Genomic DNA, 20105 nt, shown 5'->3' on the forward strand with positions numbered 1-20105 from the left:
AGTTTGCTATGGAAAGCGTTAATGTACTGTATATACTATATTCCTTCGTTATTGTTTATCACTCTTGATTTGTTGAAGTTCTATACCTAAGTTTTGTGCAAATTAAATGTAACTCTTGTGTAAGTAATTACAAAGTATGGCTTCTTCATCAATTCTATCTCTAAAGAGTGTTTCTAAATCAGTATGTTTCATTCTTCCTTTGCATATAAGTTCCGTAATGAGGTTTCCTGTTCTATCCACAGCACAAATTACACTCACTTGTTCCTTTGATATTCCTCTTTTTTCTTTTTTCATCTTTATTGCTATAAATACCCTTAACGCCTTTGAATGGGCTTTTCGTGGCATTGTAAAAGTGGTACTTTTCTTATGGTCACCCTTAAAAGACTCTCTAAAAAAAGCCTCGTCAACTTCTATGACACCACCTACACTTCAAATTCCCATATATGCTCTTAAAGCGTCTAAAATCTTATACACCCAATAGAATGATGTAGGTATGCTTATTCCAACTTCTTTGGCACATTCTTTTAATTAAACTATTCTCTTTACTAAACCTTCTTTCATTTGCAGAGTAATAGAAATAATAGAACCATGAGTTATTTTTTGTCTCATGGTTCTATTTAACTACTAGATATAATTTATCTTTTCTTTAGATTATAGCCTAAAAATTATTTGCTCTCATTAACAATGGCAATACTGTTACTTGAGCCTATTCTGCTTGCTCCTGCATTTATCATATCCATAGCTGCTTTGAAGTCTCTAACTCCACCTGATGCCTTTACACCTAAATCTGGTCCAACAGTTTTTCTCATCAATGCTATATCTTCTTTAGTTGCTCCAGCAGTAGAAAATCCTGTTGATGTCTTAACAAAATCAGACTTAGCTTCTTTAGCTATCTCACAAACTTTAACTTTTTCTTCATCAGTTAATAAACATGTTTCAATAATAACTTTAACTAACGCTTTTCCTTTGGCTGCATTTACTACAGCTTCTATATCTTCTTTAAGTAAACTATAATTTTTATCTTTTAATGCCCCAACATTTATAACCATATCTATTTCGCTCGCACCATTTTCAATAGCTTGAGATGTTTCAAATGCTTTCGCTTCCTTTGTCATAGCTCCAAGTGGAAATCCTACTACAACACAAGTTTTTACTTCACTTCCTGCAAGTTCAGTACTTACTAATTTTGCATAACATCCATTTACACAAACTGAAGCAAAATTGTATTCTTTAGCTTCTCTGCATAATCTTTTTACATCCTCTACTGTCGCTTCTGGTTTTAATATTGTATGATCTATATATTTAGCAATATTCATATTTCATTACTCCTTAAATTTATTTTATAACTATATATTTTACAATTCATAATTCACAATTCACAATGCACGATGCACAATGAACAATGCACATTTCGTAATTCACAATTACGAATGAAATTCTTGTAATATTATTCGAATTATAACATGCAGTTTATGGTTTAGATTGATTAAATAACAAGTTGATACTAGTGACAAATTACAGGTGACAAGTGATTCACTTATCACTTACTCAACGAACGTATCTGAGTCGAGTTTCCGCTAACGGTTGGTTCAATTAACGCTTGTGAAGTGAGAATCCAAAATTTTCTTTTGGGTTGTCGAACTTCCTCAGCGAATGTAATGAGTCGAGCTTCCCTAGGAAATTGGGAGCAAGCATTAGTGGTGCAACCTGCAATTTAGAACTTTCAGCGAAATTTTCGCAGTCCTGTGAAATAACAATCTTTCTTCTTTCTATTAACGAGTACCTTTTTCGTATGGAACTCCATCAGCTTTTGGTGCAACTGATTTTCCTACAAAAAGAATTAATACTACAATTGTTAGAATGTATGGTAGCATTGCAAGTATTTGCGAAGGAATAGCAAAGTTTCCGCCTCCTAATACAACTGTTAATGCTTGAGCAAATCCAAATAATAAGCAAGCTCCGTATGCGCCATGTGGAGTCCATTTGCCAAAAATAACTGCTGCTAATGCAATAAAGCCTTGACCGCTAATTGCTGTTGGAGTAAATTGCGCTATTATTGCAAGTGTCATAGATGCTCCACCAAACCCTGCAAGTATTCCAGAAATCATAACACACACGTAACGAGTTGCAGTTACACTTATTCCAAGAGTATCTGCAGCTGCTGGATGCTCTCCTACAGCACGAATACGTAATCCCCATTTAGTTTTATATAAAATAAACCAAATAACTACTGTAATTAAAATCGCTATAAAAACTGTAATATCTACGCCAAATACTTTAGGTAATTTAGTAGCTACTGGTTTAGTCATAGTAGCTCCTTCAAATAATAATCTACATGTAAATAAAGAGAAACCTGCACCCAATAAATTTATAGCAATACCTGATATTGTCTGATCCGCATTGAATGTTATAGATGCAACTGCATGCAATAAAGCCATTATTCCACCTGCAATTCCTGCAGCTAAAAATCCAAGCCATGCATTTCCAGAATAATATCCTACTGCCGCACCAGTAAATGCACCTATAGTCATCATACCTTCAATTCCGATATTTACAACTCCAGAACGTTCAGAAACAACTCCTCCTAATGCTCCAAATATTAACGGTGCTGAGTACATTAGTGTAATACCTATTAATAGTGCAATACTATTTAACATTCTTTTCACCTCTCTTTAAAAGTCTGTCAGCTAAAGCAGGTACGATCTTAGTTAATGCTACGAAAAATACAATAGTACCTATCATTATATTTATTATTTCTGATGGTGCACCTATAGCAGATTGTACAGATTGACCTCCATATAATAATCCACCATATAATAATCCTCCAAATATACATCCAATAGGTGAACTTCCTGCAATTAATGCAACTGATAATCCGTTAAATCCGTTATTTTCAAAAGCAGCCATAGTTGATAACTTATGAGGTGCTGTGCCTGTAATAGCTAGTGCTCCAGCAAGACCTGATAATGCACCTGCAATTACCATTGATTGAATTATATTACGATTAACATTTATTCCAGCAAATTCTGCTGCATCTTTATTTAATCCAACTGCACGTAATTCATAACCTTTTGCCGATTTATATAATAAAATCGATATAACTACAGCCATTATAATAGCAATGATGATTCCAATATTAACATCTGTTTTTAGCAACACTTCTGATAACCATTTGTGATGAGAAAGAAATTCCATTCCAGCATCAGAAGTCTTCCAATTACCAAGTATAGTAGTAAATCCAGATTCATTAATCATATAAGTACTTGTTGAATCTGGTTGGTGAAATACATCTGTTGATACAACGAAATTAGATAAATATAATGCAATCCAATTCAGCATTATACTGGTTATAACTTCATGTATTCCGAATTTCGCCTTAAGAATTCCGACAATTCCGCCAAACACTGCTCCAGCAGCTACACCAGCTAAAATTACTAAAGGAATTTGTAATACTGCTGGCAAATTTAATTTGATTCCAACTATAGTTGATGCAATTGTACCTACTATATACTGACCTTCTGCTCCAATATTAAATAATCCTGTTTTGAAAGCAAATGCAACACTTAAACCAGTTAAAATAATAGGAGTGGCCTTAATAATTGTATTAGATATATATTTAGGTTTTGAAAAAATACCTCCAAAAAGTGCACTAAAAGCATCTATAGGATTATAGCCAGCAACACCTAGTACTATTGATGCAACAATAAATCCAAAAAATATTGCAATGAATGTTGAAGTAACTGGTTTTTTAAGAATTTTTACTACTATCTTCACTATGTTTACCTCCCGCCATTAGCAAGCCTATTGTATTTTCATCAACTTCACCTTGTTTAAAAGTACCTACAATAGTTCCTTCAGAAATTACAGCTATAGTATCAGAAACATTCATAACTTCATCAAGCTCTAATGAAATTAAAAGAACAGCTTTTCCTTTATCTCTTTCTCTTATTAATGTTTTATGAACATATTCAATTGCTCCTACATCAAGTCCACGAGTTGGCTGCACTGCAATTAATAAGTCTGGATCATTATATACTTCTCTGGCAATTATAACTTTTTGCTGATTTCCTCCTGATAGACCTCTGATAGGTAATGATTCACAGTTATCAGGCCTTATATCATACTGCTTTATAAGCTCCTTAGTATGAGCCATAATTTTATCTTTAACCAATAATCCATTCTTACAATATGGTTCACTTTTATATTTTTCTATTACCATATTTTCAGCAACACTAAAATCTAGTACAAGCCCACGTTTTTGCCTGTCTTCATGTATTGTTGAAACTTTATTTTTGATAACGTTTTCCACTGTAGTATTTTGTATCTCTACTCCATTTATTTTAATGGTACCTTTTTCGGATTTAGCAAGACAAGTTATAGCTTCAATTAATTCTTTTTGTCCATTGCCGTCAATTCCTGCAATACCAACGATTTCACCTTTACGTACTTTAAGTGATAAATCTTTAACTGCATCTAACTTTCTTTCATCTTTTACAGTTAAATTATCTATTTCAAAAACAACCTCATCTGGTTTTGCAGCTTCTTTGTCAACGATTAACTTGACTGCATGACCTACCATCATTGTTGCAAGATCTTCTCTTGTTACTTCCTTAACATTTACTGTATCTATGTATTTTCCTCTACGTATTATTGTGCAAACATCAGAAGACTCCTTTATTTCTTTTAATTTGTGTGTAATTATAATTATTGTTTTTCCATCAGCAATAAGGTTATGCATGATGCCTATTAAATCTTGAATTTCTTGTGGAGTAAGAACTGCTGTCGGCTCGTCCAATATTAATAAATCAGCTCCACGATATAAAGCTTTTAATATTTCAATACGCTGCTGCATACCTACTGAAATATCTTCAATTTTTGCATCTGGATCTACATCTAATCCATACTTTTTAACAATGTTTAATATTTCTTCTCTGGCTTTTTTCATGTCTAATATTCCACATTTTTTTGTAATTTCACTACCTAACACTATATTTTGTGTTACTGTAAAATTTTCAACTAACATAAAGTGTTGATGAACCATTCCTATTCCATTTTCAATAGCTATATTAGGATTTTTAATATTTATCTTTTCACCATTAAGATATATTTCACCTTGATCAGCTTGATACAATCCATAAAGGATATTCATAAGGGTACTTTTGCCTGCACCATTTTCTCCTAGTAGTGCATGAATTGTACCTTTTTTAATATCAAGGTTGATATTATCTAAAGCACAGAACGAGCCAAACGTTTTTGTAATCCCACGCATTTGTACTGCATATTGTTTGCTAATTTCCATACCTAATCCTCCTCTATTATATAAGGCTTTGCCGGCAAACCGTTAAGTTACCAGCAAAGCCTACCTCCACTACTGTCTTAATAGTTATTATCTACTTTAAGTTTAAATTATTATTTTTTTAAAAAATCATTGTAAGTTTGTTCATTGTAAGGTGGAACTATTGTACCATTTTTAATCTTGTCTTGAACTTCCATAGTTGCTTTATATACTGCTGGATCCATATTTTTGTTTTCAGTTGGAATTCCTACAGCATTTTCTTTTAATCCATAAGTATAAGTTTTACCACCAATTTTGTTTCCACTCATAGCTTCTTTAGAAACATTTTCAACTGCAACACTTGCAAGTTTTAATGCTGATGTTAATACATTATCAGGAGCTAAATATGCTTGATCACGGTCAACACCTATTGCAAATTTATTTGCTTCTTTAGCTGCTTCAATTACACCTACTCCTACTCCACCTGCTGCATGGAATACGATATCGCATCCTGATGAGAACATCTTGTTTGCAATTGCTTTACCTTTTGATGCATCAGAGAAACTTTCAGCATATTGAACATCTACAGTAATATCTTTACCTAATTCTTTTGCTGCATATTGAACACCAGCTTGGTATCCATATTGGAATTGATCTATAATTCCACTTTTTATACCACCAACAAATCCAACTTTACCTGTTTTTGTTGTTTTAGCAGCTGCATAACCTACCATAAATGAAGGTTCTTGTGCATTAAACATAACGCCTGTAACATTAGCTGGAGTATCATCTCCATATGAATTATCAACTATAGCATAACTAACATCTGGATTTGATTTAGCTGCCTTTGTTATTGCATCTGACATTGCAAAACCAATACCCCAAACTAATTTATTACCAGCATCAACAGCTTTATCTAGATTTGTAGCATAATCTGATTCTTGCTTAGATTCTAGATAACTTGCTTTCCCTCCAGCATTATTCTTTTCAAAATTTTGCAATCCTTCCCATGAGGATTGATTGAAAGATTGGTCATTTACACCACCTGTATCAGTTACCATTGCAACTTTAAATTCCTTATTACCACCAGTAGTTCCTTTATCAGTTGTATTGCTTCCTCCACTTGATCCGCAACCAGCCATAGTTCCCATAATCATTGTTGTCATTAATAATGCAATTACTTTTTTCATGATACTTCCTCCTATAAACTTTATTATTTTGCTATTTCAAGAGCAATTTTCATCATTTCTGTAAAACTTAATTGTCTATCTTCTGCTGAAAGTGATTCTCCTGTTAATACTGAATCTGAAATTGTAAGTAAACATAATGCATTCTTTCCTGCTTCTGCAGCATTCATATAAAGTGCAGCTGCTTCCATTTCTATTGCTAGGACTCCCATACTCTTCCACTTTTCTGTTGCTGTTTTATCAGCACTATAAAAAGTATCAGAAGATAATATGTTTCCTACAACAACATTTATATTGTTTTCTTTTGCTGCTTCAACTGCACTGCTAACTAAATCAAAACTTGCAATAGGAGCAAAAGTTCCTGGCAGACCATATTGATGTGCGTAGTTAGAATTAGTAGATGCTCCTAAACCGATTACAACATCACGTAGGTGCAATTTTTCAGATATACTTCCTGCTGTTCCAATTCTAATAATATTATCTACATCGTAAAAATTAAATAATTCATAGCTATAAATACCTATAGATGGCATTCCCATGCCGCCTCCCATAACAGAAACACGCTTTCCTTTATAAGTTCCAGTATATCCAAGCATATTTCTTACTGTATTAAATTGAGTAACATCTTCAAGAAAGTTTTCTGCAATAAATTTAGCTCTTAAAGGGTCTCCTGGCATTAATACTGTTTTTGCTATTTCTCCTAGCTTTGCCCCATTATGGGGAGTTGGTACATTTGTCATATTTCTGTCCTCCAAAATCTTGTTTTTAATATTGTAAAATGTTCTTTTCACCTAGTTTAATCTTCATTAGAACTGACTTTTTAAATAGCTCTGATGCAAATTGTATACAAGGCCCTCCTATTAGGGCTGCAATAACTGTTACAGCCCCTGCTTTTCCTCCTAGTATAAAACCAATTATAAGCGATGTAACATCACAAATTACTTTTGCCGTTCTATATTGAGATTTCATTTTGTCTTTTAATATCATAGCTAAACTTGTAAAAGGATCTAATCCAATATTTATTGCTATAAAGATTCCTAATCCTGTAAACAGCATTAAGGATCCACATACAGAACTTAATATTCTCCACTCTAAAACATTAGGCAAATTCATATATTCATAAAGCTTTGAGCCTATTCCAACGAAGGTTCCCATTGGAATAGTATATATAAATGTTCCTATATTTATATACTTTCTGTTAATTAATAACGATAATATTATTATTGCGTAATTTACCACATTTGTTGTCATTCCAAGTTCACTTTGTGGAAGACCAATTGCACTACGAACTCCATCATATAGAATTGCAACTGCATCATTTCCAAGCATTGCAGCTGAATTAAATGCAATTCCAAATCCTACAAGAGCAACTCCAACTAACGCTATTAAAATATTTATAAGAAGAACTTTAAATGATTTTTCCTTTAGCGTATTAACTGTACTCATCATTAGTTAAATATCCTTCCTGTAATACTATACTAACTTGCTTAGTACTGATTCACCAATTGTATTCTCAGGCATCTTTACTCCAAAGTTTTCTGCTATTGTAGCACCAATTGCTGCAAAACTATCGCTTGTTTCCATTAATCCACTTTCAGTCATAGATGGCGAATAAGCTAAGAAAGGAACATGTTCACGTGTATGATCAGTACCTTTATAAGTTGGATCATTACCATGGTCTGCTGTAATTATTAATAAATCATCTTCTTTTAATTTATCTAATACTTTTCCTAAATTAACATCAAACTTTTCTAATTCTTCAGCATAACCAACTGGGTTCCTTCTGTGTCCCCATAAAGCATCAAAGTCTACTAAGTTAACAAAGCACGATCCTTTAAATTCTTTATCCATTATTTCTAAAGTTTGTTCCATTCCATGAACAGAACTTTTTGATTTATTTGATTCTGTTATACCTTCACCATCAAATATATCGTTTATTTTTCCAACTGATATTGAAGCAAATCCATTATCTTTCAATGCATTCAATGCAGTTGCTCCATATGGTTTTAAAGCATAATCATGTCTATTACTTGTACGTTTGAATTCACCTTTTTTCATTCCTAAATATGGTCTTGCAATAACTCTTCCAACTTTCCATTCATCTTTAAGAGTTAATTCTCTTGCAATTTCACAGCAACGATAAAGTTCATCTAAACCAAAAGTTTCTTCATGACCACATATTTGTAAAACAGAATCAGCTGAAGTATAAACGATCATATCTCCTGTTTTTATTTGATGTTCGCCAAGTTCATCTAATATTTCTGTTCCACTAGCACTTTTATTTCCAACTATTTTATGACCTGTTCTTTTTTCAAGTTCATCTAATAGCTCTTGTGGAAAACCTGTATCAGTAAATGTTTGGAATGGTGTCTCTATTTTTAACCCCATCATTTCCCAGTGACCAGTCATTGTATCTTTTCCAACACTTGCTTCCTTCATTTTCATAAAATGAGCTAAAGGCTTTTCAACTGCTTCAACATGTTTGATTGGATGTAAATTAGCTAATCCTAATCTTTGTAAGTTTGGAATTTTAAATTCATCTACTGACTCTGATATATGCTTAAGTGTATCTACATTAACATCACCATACTCTTTTGAATCATTCATTTCTCCAATTCCAAGTGAATCTATTACTATTGTGAAAATTCTATTATATTTCTTCATAACTCCATCCTTTCAAAACCAATTAAGTTTATATTTCATTTTATATTTAATACTTATTCCAAAATTAAATTTTTATTATTTTAGATCTTCTTCTGTAAATGACATTGGTAATAATTCTTCGATATCTGTAATTTTTTCAGTTTTTTTATTAGATAAAACTATTGGAGTATGTTTTTCTAATAATTCCACTAAAACTTGCCTGCATGCACCACAAGGAGTTGCTAGCGTATTTCCATCACTTACAATGGCAATTGCTTTTACATCCTCTTTACGATATCCATTTGAATATGCTTGAAAGATTGCATTTCTCTCTGCACAATTTGTTAAACCATAAGATGCATTTTCAATGTTTGCTCCTATAAAATATTTATTATCTTTAGTAACAACACAAGAGCCAACCTTATAATTTGAATAAGGAGAATATGCATTTTCCATAGCTTTAAAAGCTCTTTCTAAAATATCTTCATACTCTTTCATTTCATATTCCTTTCCGAAAGATCAAACACTTTCTTACTTAGTTTCTCTCTCTTTGTCAGCTTTTATTAATTTTCTAATTCCCTCAATTGCAACTTCTATAGCTGTTTCTGTATCATGCACTTGTAGATTTTCAAGTCCTGCCTTTTCACGTTCTTGATTTGCAACAACTAAAAATACTGAACCTACTCTTACTTTTAAATAGCTTCCTACTACAAATAAAGCTGCTGATTCCATTTCAGAAGCAAGGCATCCACATTTCATCCATGCATCCCACTTGTTTAAAAGATCATAACTTACTGGCTTAGTTTCTGGCGAATGTTGGCCATAAAATGAATCTTTACATTGAACTACTCCAACATGATAATTTTTATTTAAATCTTTTGACGCTTGCACAAGTATGCTTGCAACATCAAAGTTTGCAATAGCTGGAAATTCGATTGGCGCATATTCTTTACTAGTACCTTCTGCTCTAATTGCACCAGTAGCAATAACTACATCGCCACCTTTAACATTTATATCCATTCCGCCACATGTACCAACTCTTACGAAAGTATCTGCTCCGCAATTTACTAGTTCTTCTAATGCTATAGCAGCTGATGGTCCACCAATTCCTGTTGAAGTAACACTTACTTTTACACCATCTAAAAATCCAGTGTAAGTAACATACTCTCTATTATCAGCAATTAATTTTGGATCATCAAAGTATGCAGCAATCTTTTTACATCTCTTTGGATCCCCTGGTAATATTACGTATTTACCTACATCTCCTTCTCTCACATCTATATGATATTGTTTCCCAGAACCTTGTGAATAATTCATTATAATACCTCCATTTATTTCACGATTCGCTTTCAGAATACGGTTTCAACATTACGTTAAAAAATGTTGGACATCCTTAATACTTGTCTATTAAGTTGTATTATTGTTTGTACTCAAAGAATAGCATGTCTGTTATTTCATGTCAAGCATTTTATTCATGATAAATTCCGAAAATTCATTCAATTTCAAAACTATGTCAAAAGCCTGTTAGTACAAGCTTTTAGAAGGACAGGCTGTGCACAAAATAACTCTAATAATTTAATTGCCAATATTGTTTAATTGACGTTATAATTAAGTATAAAACAAATATTTCAGTTGAAAATTTGTAATTCAATATGTATACTTGTCTAGACAGGGTTATATCTGTAGAAAGGTGATATTTTTATGAATGATGAATTTGATATAGTTGAAAAGCCAAAAGAATTAAGATATGTAAGTGTATATAATCAACTTTTTAAAATGATAAATGAAGGTACTTTTCCAGAAGGAAGTAGATTACCCTCTGAACCTGAACTATCTAAATTAATTGGTGTTAGTAGAACTACGCTAAGACAGGCACTTGCACTACTACAAGATGATGGATTAGTAAATAATATAAGAGGTAAGGGAAATTTTATAGTAAAATCTAAACCTAAAAAAGATCTTGGTTTAGAAACAATGGGACACCCCGTATACAAGTGCATAAATGATGTCATTGATGAAGTTAAAATTCAATTAAGGATAGAGCCATCTACTGACTATTTTAATCAAATTCTTGTAAAGAAAACTGCTGCTGTAGTATTAATAGATAGATGGTATAAATCTGAAGGTCAAGCTATAGCTTATACGTTTACTTTGCTGCCAATTGAAACTATTTCAAAATTTAATCTTGATTTAAACAATGAGGATATGATTTTAGAATTTCTAGAAAAGGATATTTACGAAATATCTAGTGACATACTAGTTGAAATAAAGTATTCAACTTCTGGAAACTTTGCTGCTAAAACGTATCCAATTTCGCCAGAAAATCAATTTCATCTTATACAGGAAACTCTTTATAAAGATTCAGAATTTCCTATTGCTTCTAATAAGCATTATTTACCGATAAAAACTAGTTCAATTAAGTTTCATCCAAAAAAACAATAGGTTAATTATAGATACCACAACCAAGACCTGAACTCATGGATATATCTCGCCGAAATAAGAATTATGCTGTTGTTCCAGTTTCTAAGGAAGTTATGATGGATGATTCTAAGATCACAAGTTGTACCCAAGATGCTAGCCTCAAAGGCAAGCTTTGAACCAGCATACTTGGAACAACTTTTAATCTAAGAATCAAAACCATCCAATTTCTAATGAAACATTTCACAAAAGCATAATTCTTATTTCTAGTTTGGATATATTTCATAGTATAAATCTAGCTTATAATTGGGTCATCTATACGGGTTTCCGCAATGAGAGTCGAACTTATGTGGATATCATCTGAAATTCAATACATATTTGTTTTGTAATTATTGTATGCTAATATCACAGGCCATATGCTTTAGGAATTAAAATAAGAATGATTTACTAAAATTAATAAATCATTCTAAGTTCGTGGTGAAATTTATTTAATAAGGAGAAATAATATTTCAACTACACTATATTATATATTATAGAATAAGCGCTTAAATCGTGTTAAAAATCAAAAAACTTATTTTGAGCATATTAATGTTCTCCATAGAGATTTAAAGAAATGGGTGAATAGGTTTAATGGTGTTGCAACAAAATATAGTAAGTAAAATTATACTAAGTGGTTCAAAGTAATGAAAAACATTCATATATTAAAATAAACGATTAAAAAAATAGAGAGCCGTTATATGTACAGCATGTGTGATATTTTGTAAATTATGTTATAATAAGTGTTGTTAAAAAATTGTAATCTGATAAACAATATTTAATTATTACGTATTTATAGGATGGAGAGTATATATGGGAATACAAGTATTAATAGCATGTATTGCAACTATTGCAGTTGTTATATTTCAAGTAGTTTTTACGATGTGGGAATCTAATCCTTATAAAGAGATTTATTATAAACTTCTTTTAGAATTGAGTAAATCTCCTAATGATCCTGAATTAAAGAAAAGAGCTATAGAAGCAGGAAATCAATATTATAGTAGAATAAAATCTTACTCAATAGGAAGTTTTAGAGGTGCTGTAGCTTCTGCAAGGGTAAAGACGTTAATAGGTCCAATAGATGAAAAGATATTATTTGAAGATATGACTAAAATAGTTAAGATAGATAAGCATTAATATGAAATATTAATTTATGAATTAGCAAAAAAGATATATGGAGGTTTCATATGAATATACTAACATTGACTTGCAACATAGGTATTCCAGTAATAATGATTTTCGTAGGACATTTATATCAATGCAATTTATATAAAAAAATAGACAATATATTGGGTTTAATTATGCCTATGGCAATGCTTTTTACTGGCTTTTCAGATGATAAAAAGACTTCTTTTTCTAAAGCTTCAGAAACATTAGCTTTGACTAATAGAAAATGTGGTTTAATATGGAGTATTTCAGGAGTATGCACATTGATACTTGCTATAATATTTCTAATATTAAATTATTCTATAAGTATTGCCTTATTAGAATTTGAATGTTTAATATTAGTTGCAGTATTTGCCACTGTAGAATATATTTCAAAAAGAACTTTTCACAGAAACTGATAAACAATGTTGTTATATTAAGTATCACAGGTGGGCAATCCCACCTATAATTTTTATAACGCTACATTTCAACACTATATTAAAGCATAGCATTTTATAAAAATATTGTGATAAGTGAAATTGCTGAAACTATTTGGATTAAGGCAATTGCTAAGGCATAAAGTGCAGCTTTCTTTCCTATTTTTATAAGTTGTCTAAAATTCACTCTCATCCCTATTCCCGCAAGAGCAATTACTTCAAAGTTGCTACTTATTAATTTAAATATATTAGAAATATTCATTGGAAAAACTCCAGCAGTAAATGCTAAGCACATAATGAAAAAAGCCAATACATACCAAGGTATTTTTATTTTTGAATTTAATGTTCCGCTTTCTTCTCTCCTAGATTTATTTTTCATTTTTCCTAATATTAATACAACAACAACTAAAAATATTATTCTTACTATTTTAAATATTGTAGATAAATCCTTAACTTGTTCATTTACTAGGCTTCCACTGCCAACAACTTGTCCTACAGATTGAAGTATTCCTCCTATTAAAGCAGAGGTCCTTATTGTTTCTAATGAAAATATCACTTTAGCTATAAATGGAAGAACAAGCATTAATACCGTTCCTGTAACATTTACTATAGTTATTGCTATGCCTTTTTCACTATCTCCCGCTCCTATTACTGGCGCGGTAGCTGCTATGGCTGAGGAACCACAAACTGCATTTCCACTTGCCATTAAAAAACTAAAATTCTCTGAGAATTTAAGTCTTTTTCCAATTAAAATTACAAGTGCTATAGTAATACTCATTTGAAATACTATAAATGATATTCCTGAAAAACCTAATTTTAATATAGTTTGAATTCCCAATGTTCCGCCTAACAGAACTATAGAATATGACAATAGTTCACTTTCTGCGAATTTTGATCCCTTTTCATATATTTTTCTATTGCAAAATGTATTTCCTGCTGCCATTCCAATGAATATTGCTAGAGATGCTGCCCCTATGCTAGGTACATAATTACTTAAATACTTTGCGATAAATGCGATTATTGTACATATTATAATTCCTGGCAAAACTTCTAAAACCTTATCCATTCCTCTTGATAATTTCTTATCTCTAATTATATTTAAACTCATTCATATCACCTTCTAAAATATTTATCTGAATATGAAGTACTTCTTTTTCTATTTTTAGTATATTAGGTGTATAATCATAAGTAAAATATATATATTCTATAATAATGATTAGTAATATTAATGATTAAGAAAGGATGATCCCATGCTTGATGAATTAAAAACTTTTATAGCAGTTGTTGAATGTAAAAACTTCACTAAAGCTGCAGAATCTATTAATCTATCCCAACCTAGTGTAAGTTTACATATTAAGCATCTTGAGGAGTATTTTAATACAACTTTAATTCAACGTTCAATAAAGCAGAAAAATATAAATATAACTCAATCTGGGTATTTACTCTATGAACGTTCAAAACAAATGGTTAAGCTGCTAAATGATACTAAAAATGATCTGTTAGGTTATGGAAATGTTGTAAAAGGTCAGCTGCATATAGGGGCTAGTTTTACTATAGGAGAATATTTACTACCAGCCTTTTTAGGAAAATTCGCAAAAGCCTATCCTGAGTTAGAATTAGAAGTGACAATCGAAAACACGCATAACATATGTGAAAAAGTTAAGAATTTTCAAGTTGACATTGCTCTAGTTGAGGGCACTGTTCCTCCTTCCCACTTTACGATTGAAAAATTTTATACTGACAAAATGGAAGTTGCTGTTCCTTACAATCACTACTTAGTTAATAACTATTTTTCAGCTGAGGATTTACAAAATCAGACTTGGATTAGTAGAGAGATAGGATCTGGTACTAGACAATATTTGAATCTTTTCTTATCAAATAATAATATTAATGCTAAAAATATCATTGTTTTTGGAAGCAATTATTCTGTAAAAGAAGCTGTTAAAAACAATTTAGGAATAACCTTTATTTCTTCACTTGTAATTGAGAATTCTTTAAAAAATAATGAAATTTCCACTTTAAAAACCAAACAAACTTACACTCGCCCATTCTCATATGTAATGCAAAAAGGTATAATCCCCTCAAAAGGAACATTGGTCTTTATAGATATGCTAAAAAGCTATGTAGAAAATCTATAAAAATAGAAAAATAAATAGAGTACATTTCTGATTTAAAGAAAGTGGACTCTATTTATTCTCAATATTCGCTATAAATATATTTTATTACTTAACCTATATTTTTTAGAAATGTTTTATAATCCTCATAGTTTCTTTTCAAAAGATTTGGAGTATCAAGACCATAAGGACAATGAGCCTTACAGTTACCACACTCTATACAATCTTCAATCTTTTTCATTTTAGCTTGACCTTCCTCTGAAAGATGCCCCTCAGTTGGAGATCTACGAAGAAGCAAGGACATTCTTGCACAATTATTAATTTCTATTCCTGCTGGACATGGCATGCAATATCCACATCCACGACAGAACTCACCTACAAGCTCTTTTCTCTCATTTTCAATAAATTCTTTAATTTCCTCTGTCATTGCAGGATGATTGTCTATATATGATATAAATTCATCTAATTCATTTTCTCTTTGAACTCCCCAGATAGGTAAAGTATTATCAAATTGAGAAAGGTATGCGTAAGCTGCATCACTTCTTGTTATAAGCCCACCTGATAATGCCTTCATGCAGATATATCCAACATTCTTCTCTTTACATAAATTTACTAGATCCTCATCCTTTTTATCAGCAAGATAGCTAAATGGGAACTGTAATGTATCATAAAGACCTGATTCAACAGCTTCTATAGCCACTGGTAATCTATGATTTGTAATTCCTATGAAACGAATCTTTCCTTGTTTTTTTGCTTCTAGCATAGCCTCATATATACCTGTCCCATCATTAGGTTTAGGACAGAAACTTGGATTATGGAACTGATAAATATCTATATAATCTGTTTTAAGCATAGCAAGACTCTTTTCTAAATCACTCCAAAAACCTTCAACAGTAGTTGATGGTGTTTTCGTTGCAATAATTATTTTATCTCTAACATCACTTAAAGCAAGACCAATTTTGTACTCGCTGTCAGTGTAACTTCTTGCTGAGTCAAAAAAATTAATACCATTATCGTAAGCTTTCCTCAACAATTTTACTGCTTCTTCGTTAGAGACACGCTGAACAGGGAGAGCACCAAATCCATTTCTATTTACTACTATCCCAGTTCTTCCTAGCGTAACATTTACCATATTATCATCGCCTTTCTCGCAATTCCATAAATATATTGGTTATATTAACCTATTTACTTGATATTATATCACCTAAAGTTAACTTCAAGTCAAGAATAAAACCTAAGTAAATGTCTATAGACGATTTTCCCCACCCCAAGCACACATCAAATCTAAAATAGGAATCAGTGATTTCCCGCGTTCAGACAAACTATATTCAACCTTTAGTGGAATCTGAGGATATTCTTCACGTATTATTAATTGCGCATCCTCCATTTCTTTAAGCGTTTTACTTAAAGTTTTGCAAGAGATTGTTCCAATGGCTCTTTGTAGCTCATTAAACCTCATAACTTCTTTATATTCAGCAAGCCAATACATAATAATCATTTTATATTTACCATTTATAATGGATAATGTATATCCAAAATCAGTATCTTTTATATCTACACCAGTTAAAAAACAGTCTTCTATAGACATCTTTACACTTCCCTCCAGGTTAGTACATTACCTTTATGTGCGTACTTTACTAACACAAAATTCTAAATTATACTTTGATTGTTGTCAATAGCATTAATTTTGAAAGGGTGGTTAATTATGAAAAAAAATATTTTAGTGTTGATTGGTAGTGCAAGAGTTGGTGGTAATAGTTATCTATTATCTGAAGCATTTATTAAAGGAGCAATACAATCAGGTCATGAAGTAGTCAAATATGAAGTTGGAAAGAAAAATATAAAAGGATGTATTGCCTGTGATACTTGCTTCAGTAAAGGAACTCCTTGCTCATTTGATGATGACTTTAACGCTATCGCTCCTGAAATAGAAAAAGCAGATGTGATTGTTTTTGCAACTCCATTATATTGGTATACATTCCCTTCTAATCTCAAGGGAGTAATAGATAAATTGTATTCATTTATCATTGGAAAAAAGAAAATAAACATTAAAGAAAGCATGCTTATAGTTTGCGGAGAAGAAAAGGATGAATCTGCATTTGATGGTATTATCAGCACATATAAGCGAATCAATGCTTACCAACAATGGACAGATGTTGGAACGCTAGTTGTTCCAGGCGTATTAAATAAAGGAGATGTCTTATCTACTAATTATATCGTCCAAGCAGAAATGATGGGTAGAAATATATAGAAATTTAATAATGGTAATATAAAAAAACATACCTTTTAACCATTAATATAACTAGCTTTAAAATTCTAAAAGTTTTATAGTTTCCTAAACAAAAATAAACGGAGTATATATAGATAATTTCTAATCATCTTAATATACTCCTCTTCATGCATTCTATTTTAGTATTGCGCAATAAAAAATCGCAAATTCAATCACTTCTGAATAATGCGATTTTACAATCTGTTATTTATTTTTATTAATTTATTATATACAAAAATTGCGTCTCTAATTGTAGTAGAATGTATATTTACTTATAGTTATATACTATCAGTTTAACAAATAATCCAGCCTCTTTGTTAAAGTAGATTTTCATATTGCTTAAATTTTAAATCCAAAATCTTTAATACATCTTTTAATAGCTTCTTCAGTTTCTAAAAAAACAATACCATTATTTTTAAATTTTAAATTTGATATTCTTAAATCCCTTTTTCTTTCTTTAAATCTTTCTTCATCCTTTATTAATATCTCGTTAACTTTATGTGATAAATTCATCTCTTCTAAAATAATTTTTGCTACATCATAAGTGCTTAGATTATTTTCACTACCAGTATTGTAAATTCCAAAAGGTATTTCAAATATTTTATTGAAGTTTTTAAGTAAATCATATATATAAGTCATTCCCCTATACTCATTTGAGGAAACTCTGATATTTTCGCCTTTTAATAGTGCACGTGTAATATTCCATATGATGTTAGAATTTACCCTCCCACACTTTTCTGGAAAACCAAATAACCAATTAAATCTTAAAATCCATACATCTTCTGTAATTTTGCTGACCGCTTGTTCTCCAAGAAGCTTTTGCTTTCCATATACTGTATCTGGAACAGGTATTGTATTTTCGTTATATGGACCTTCTTCTAAATTTCCATTGTAAACTTGCTCTGAACTTATATGGATTAGATTAGCTCTTACTAAATCTGAAGCTTTTGCTATATTTTTACTTCCTGTTACATTTATTTCAAAAGAATACTCAGGATTTTTTTCACAAACTTGTGTATCTGCAATAGCCGCAGTATGAACTATAAACTTTGGATTAACTTCTTTAATTTTTGATATAACTTTTTTTTCATCTGTTATATCAAGTTCCTCCTTTGATAAGGAAATAATATCATACTTATCTTTATAATATTCATTAAATCTGGATGCAAAAAAACCTTTACCTCCAGTAATTAAAATCTTATCCATTATTAATTCCCCACTTACTTCTATATTTAATATTATTCCAGATCAATTATATCATAAATTGTGAAATCTCATTATTCAATTTCCAAAGAACAAGCTTTATAATTTACTGCGCCCTATTTACATACTGTGTAATATCTCGTCATAGCTCATTAAAAAAATCGCAAATTCAATTTCTGAATAATACGATTTTATAATATGTGCCTTTATTTTATATTTTTACCTTTTCTTAATTTAACATATAGTTGATTTTAATTTACTATTAAGTTTTATTTTAGTATTATGTAACCAAAAAATATCACAAACTCATTAATAATAATTTGATATTCACACCTGCTAATTATTTTTTCATATCATGCAATGGGTTACTATAGCTAAGCTACATTTGCTTATAATAAAAAACAGTTTCGTGTAAATTACCATTATCAGATCTTGCATATTTAGGTATTCGCCCTACCTCTATATAGCCAATAGACTTATATAACAAGTTTGAAGGATCACCTGCTCTTGTATCTAATGTGATAAGACTTCGATGTTCAGCCTTTGCTTTTTTCTCTGCAGTCTCCATTAAGTACTTGCCTAATCCTTCTCTTCTGGAATCAGAATGTACCATAAGTTTTGCAATTTCTGCACGATGTGTTCCATTTTGTTTTTGACATAAATGTAATTGCACAGTACCAAGTATCCTTCCTCTTACTTGTGCAATCCAAAGTACAACTCCTGTAGTCAATGCTTCTCTCCAATATTTTTTTGCATCTTCTATGCTTAATGGTGGTAAAAAGCCAACTGATGCACCCCCTTCAACTACGTTTATCAATAGAAGTGAGAGCTCCTGTAAAAGATCATCTAAAATTTGTGTTATTTCCGTAATTTCAAAATTTTTATTCATAATCAATCCCCCTTTTAGTTTTTTAATTATTATATACCCATATTATATAGATATATAACAAAACTTACCATGTCATTGTTATATGGTAAGTTTGTAGAATTGTCCTTCCATCTTGTCTTACAAAAATGTATATACTCTAATTTAATCTTCATAAAGGTGTTTATTAGCATTTATATAATTTTCTCCCCAGATGTTCATGGAATCCAAAACTGGCTTTAAGCTCTTCCCTAGTTCTGAAAGTGAGTATTCAACCCTAGGTGGCACTTCAGGATATACCTTTCTAATAATTAATCCATCAGCTTCCATTTGTCGAAGCTGCTGTGTTAACATTTTTTGACTTATCCCATTAATTCCATTCTCAAGTTGGTTAAATCTTTGTGTTCCATCATCATGTAAATTTCTTAAAATAAGAACTTTCCACTTGTGTCCAATAAATTAATTGTCGTTGGTATTTTCGTTTATAAAACCAAACTATCCCCTATGAATGC

22 protein-coding genes and 1 pseudogene are annotated in these 20105 nt (G+C 31.0%); 6 read left to right on the forward strand and 17 right to left on the reverse strand.

Translation table 11 applies throughout. The features are described 5' to 3' along the window. Positions 1-102: 102 nt before the first annotated feature. The 11 genes from PZA12_RS15835 to udp form a co-directional block, all read right to left on the reverse strand. Positions 103-345, reverse strand: a complete 243-nt coding sequence (locus PZA12_RS15835) for a hypothetical protein (RefSeq protein WP_103699295.1) — start codon at positions 343-345, stop codon at positions 103-105. A gap of 320 nt (positions 346-665) precedes the next feature. After that, positions 666-1316: a deoxyribose-phosphate aldolase gene (gene deoC, locus PZA12_RS15840; RefSeq protein ID WP_103699294.1), complete on the reverse strand. Its 651-nt coding sequence runs from the start codon at positions 1314-1316 to the stop codon at positions 666-668. A 456-nt stretch (positions 1317-1772) separates the two neighbouring features. Next, positions 1773-2657 carry an ABC transporter permease gene (locus tag PZA12_RS15845; protein WP_105410993.1) on the reverse strand — a complete coding sequence of 295 codons (885 nt, stop codon included), beginning with the start codon at positions 2655-2657 and terminating at the stop codon, positions 1773-1775. After that, positions 2647-3774, reverse strand: coding sequence for an ABC transporter permease (locus PZA12_RS15850; protein ID WP_338481367.1), 1128 nt, complete (start codon positions 3772-3774; stop codon positions 2647-2649). The genes PZA12_RS15845 and PZA12_RS15850 overlap by 11 nt, the downstream gene beginning before the upstream one ends. Next, entirely contained in the window at positions 3749-5299 is a 1551-nt protein-coding gene (locus PZA12_RS15855) for an ABC transporter ATP-binding protein (protein WP_280634256.1), read from the reverse strand. Before PZA12_RS15855 ends, PZA12_RS15850 begins: the two co-directional genes overlap by 26 nt. Before the next feature lie 110 nt (positions 5300-5409). Further along, positions 5410-6465: a BMP family lipoprotein gene (locus PZA12_RS15860; protein ID WP_078116166.1), complete on the reverse strand. Its 1056-nt coding sequence runs from the start codon at positions 6463-6465 to the stop codon at positions 5410-5412. A 23-nt stretch (positions 6466-6488) separates the two neighbouring features. Continuing rightward, the gene (deoD, locus tag PZA12_RS15865; protein WP_103698334.1) at positions 6489-7202 is read right to left on the reverse strand and encodes a purine-nucleoside phosphorylase; all 714 of its coding nucleotides are present in this window, start codon (positions 7200-7202) and stop codon (positions 6489-6491) included. Positions 7203-7227: 25 nt separating this feature from the next. Then, complete coding sequence (locus tag PZA12_RS15870) at positions 7228-7911, reverse strand: YczE/YyaS/YitT family protein (protein ID WP_103698335.1); 684 nt, start codon at positions 7909-7911, stop codon at positions 7228-7230. 24 nt (positions 7912-7935) lie between these two features. After that, complete coding sequence (locus tag PZA12_RS15875; protein WP_103698336.1) at positions 7936-9126, reverse strand: phosphopentomutase; 1191 nt, start codon at positions 9124-9126, stop codon at positions 7936-7938. 75 nt (positions 9127-9201) lie between these two features. Continuing rightward, positions 9202-9603 (reverse strand): cytidine deaminase, encoded by a 402-nt coding sequence (gene cdd, locus PZA12_RS15880; protein WP_012059315.1) that lies wholly within the window; start codon positions 9601-9603, stop codon positions 9202-9204. A 33-nt stretch (positions 9604-9636) separates the two neighbouring features. After that, positions 9637-10422, reverse strand: coding sequence for a uridine phosphorylase (gene udp / locus PZA12_RS15885; RefSeq protein ID WP_026888884.1), 786 nt, complete (start codon positions 10420-10422; stop codon positions 9637-9639). Between the two features lie 384 nt (positions 10423-10806). Here udp and PZA12_RS15890 point away from each other — a divergent pair, with 384 nt between their 5' ends. The 4 genes and pseudogenes from PZA12_RS15890 (at position 10807) to PZA12_RS15905 (ending at position 13124) form a co-directional block, all read left to right on the forward strand. After that, positions 10807-11547 (forward strand): GntR family transcriptional regulator, encoded by a 741-nt coding sequence (locus PZA12_RS15890; RefSeq protein ID WP_026888883.1) that lies wholly within the window; start codon positions 10807-10809, stop codon positions 11545-11547. Positions 11548-12059: 512 nt separating this feature from the next. After that, a pseudogene (locus PZA12_RS15895) lies at positions 12060-12241 on the forward strand (IS1595 family transposase); the annotation flags it as partial. A gap of 131 nt (positions 12242-12372) precedes the next feature. Continuing rightward, entirely contained in the window at positions 12373-12696 is a 324-nt protein-coding gene (locus PZA12_RS15900) for a hypothetical protein (protein WP_103698337.1), read from the forward strand. A 50-nt stretch (positions 12697-12746) separates the two neighbouring features. Further along, the gene (locus tag PZA12_RS15905) at positions 12747-13124 is read left to right on the forward strand and encodes a hypothetical protein (protein WP_103698338.1); all 378 of its coding nucleotides are present in this window, start codon (positions 12747-12749) and stop codon (positions 13122-13124) included. 94 nt (positions 13125-13218) lie between these two features. Here the strand turns inward: PZA12_RS15905 and PZA12_RS15910 are convergent, their stop codons facing one another. Further along, a complete protein-coding gene (locus PZA12_RS15910; RefSeq protein ID WP_103698339.1) occupies positions 13219-14250 on the reverse strand; it encodes a YeiH family protein in 1032 nt (343 codons plus the stop codon). 142 nt (positions 14251-14392) lie between these two features. On the opposite strand from PZA12_RS15910, the gene PZA12_RS15915 reads away from it, so the two are divergent. Continuing rightward, positions 14393-15280, forward strand: a complete 888-nt coding sequence (locus tag PZA12_RS15915; protein ID WP_103698340.1) for a LysR substrate-binding domain-containing protein — start codon at positions 14393-14395, stop codon at positions 15278-15280. A gap of 88 nt (positions 15281-15368) precedes the next feature. Here the strand turns inward: PZA12_RS15915 and PZA12_RS15920 are convergent, their stop codons facing one another. Both PZA12_RS15920 and PZA12_RS15925 read right to left on the reverse strand, forming a co-directional pair. After that, positions 15369-16388, reverse strand: a complete 1020-nt coding sequence (locus PZA12_RS15920; protein ID WP_103698341.1) for an aldo/keto reductase — start codon at positions 16386-16388, stop codon at positions 15369-15371. Positions 16389-16502: 114 nt separating this feature from the next. Further along, positions 16503-16844 carry a winged helix-turn-helix transcriptional regulator gene (locus tag PZA12_RS15925; protein ID WP_103698342.1) on the reverse strand — a complete coding sequence of 114 codons (342 nt, stop codon included), beginning with the start codon at positions 16842-16844 and terminating at the stop codon, positions 16503-16505. Between the two features lie 117 nt (positions 16845-16961). On the opposite strand from PZA12_RS15925, the gene PZA12_RS15930 reads away from it, so the two are divergent. Beyond that, complete coding sequence (locus tag PZA12_RS15930) at positions 16962-17507, forward strand: flavodoxin family protein (protein ID WP_078116157.1); 546 nt, start codon at positions 16962-16964, stop codon at positions 17505-17507. 357 nt (positions 17508-17864) lie between these two features. On the opposite strand, the gene PZA12_RS15935 is transcribed toward PZA12_RS15930, so the two are convergent. The 3 genes from PZA12_RS15935 to PZA12_RS15945 form a co-directional block, all read right to left on the reverse strand. Then, a complete protein-coding gene (locus PZA12_RS15935) occupies positions 17865-18731 on the reverse strand; it encodes an SDR family oxidoreductase (protein WP_103698343.1) in 867 nt (288 codons plus the stop codon). A gap of 376 nt (positions 18732-19107) precedes the next feature. Beyond that, a complete protein-coding gene (locus PZA12_RS15940; protein WP_103698344.1) occupies positions 19108-19617 on the reverse strand; it encodes a GNAT family N-acetyltransferase in 510 nt (169 codons plus the stop codon). A gap of 141 nt (positions 19618-19758) precedes the next feature. Further along, a complete protein-coding gene (locus PZA12_RS15945) occupies positions 19759-20049 on the reverse strand; it encodes a winged helix-turn-helix transcriptional regulator (protein ID WP_103698345.1) in 291 nt (96 codons plus the stop codon). Positions 20050-20105 lie beyond the last annotated feature (56 nt).

It is taken from the genome of Clostridium beijerinckii (assembly GCF_036699995.1).
Taxonomy (GTDB): Bacteria; Bacillota; Clostridia; order Clostridiales; family Clostridiaceae; genus Clostridium; species Clostridium helianthi.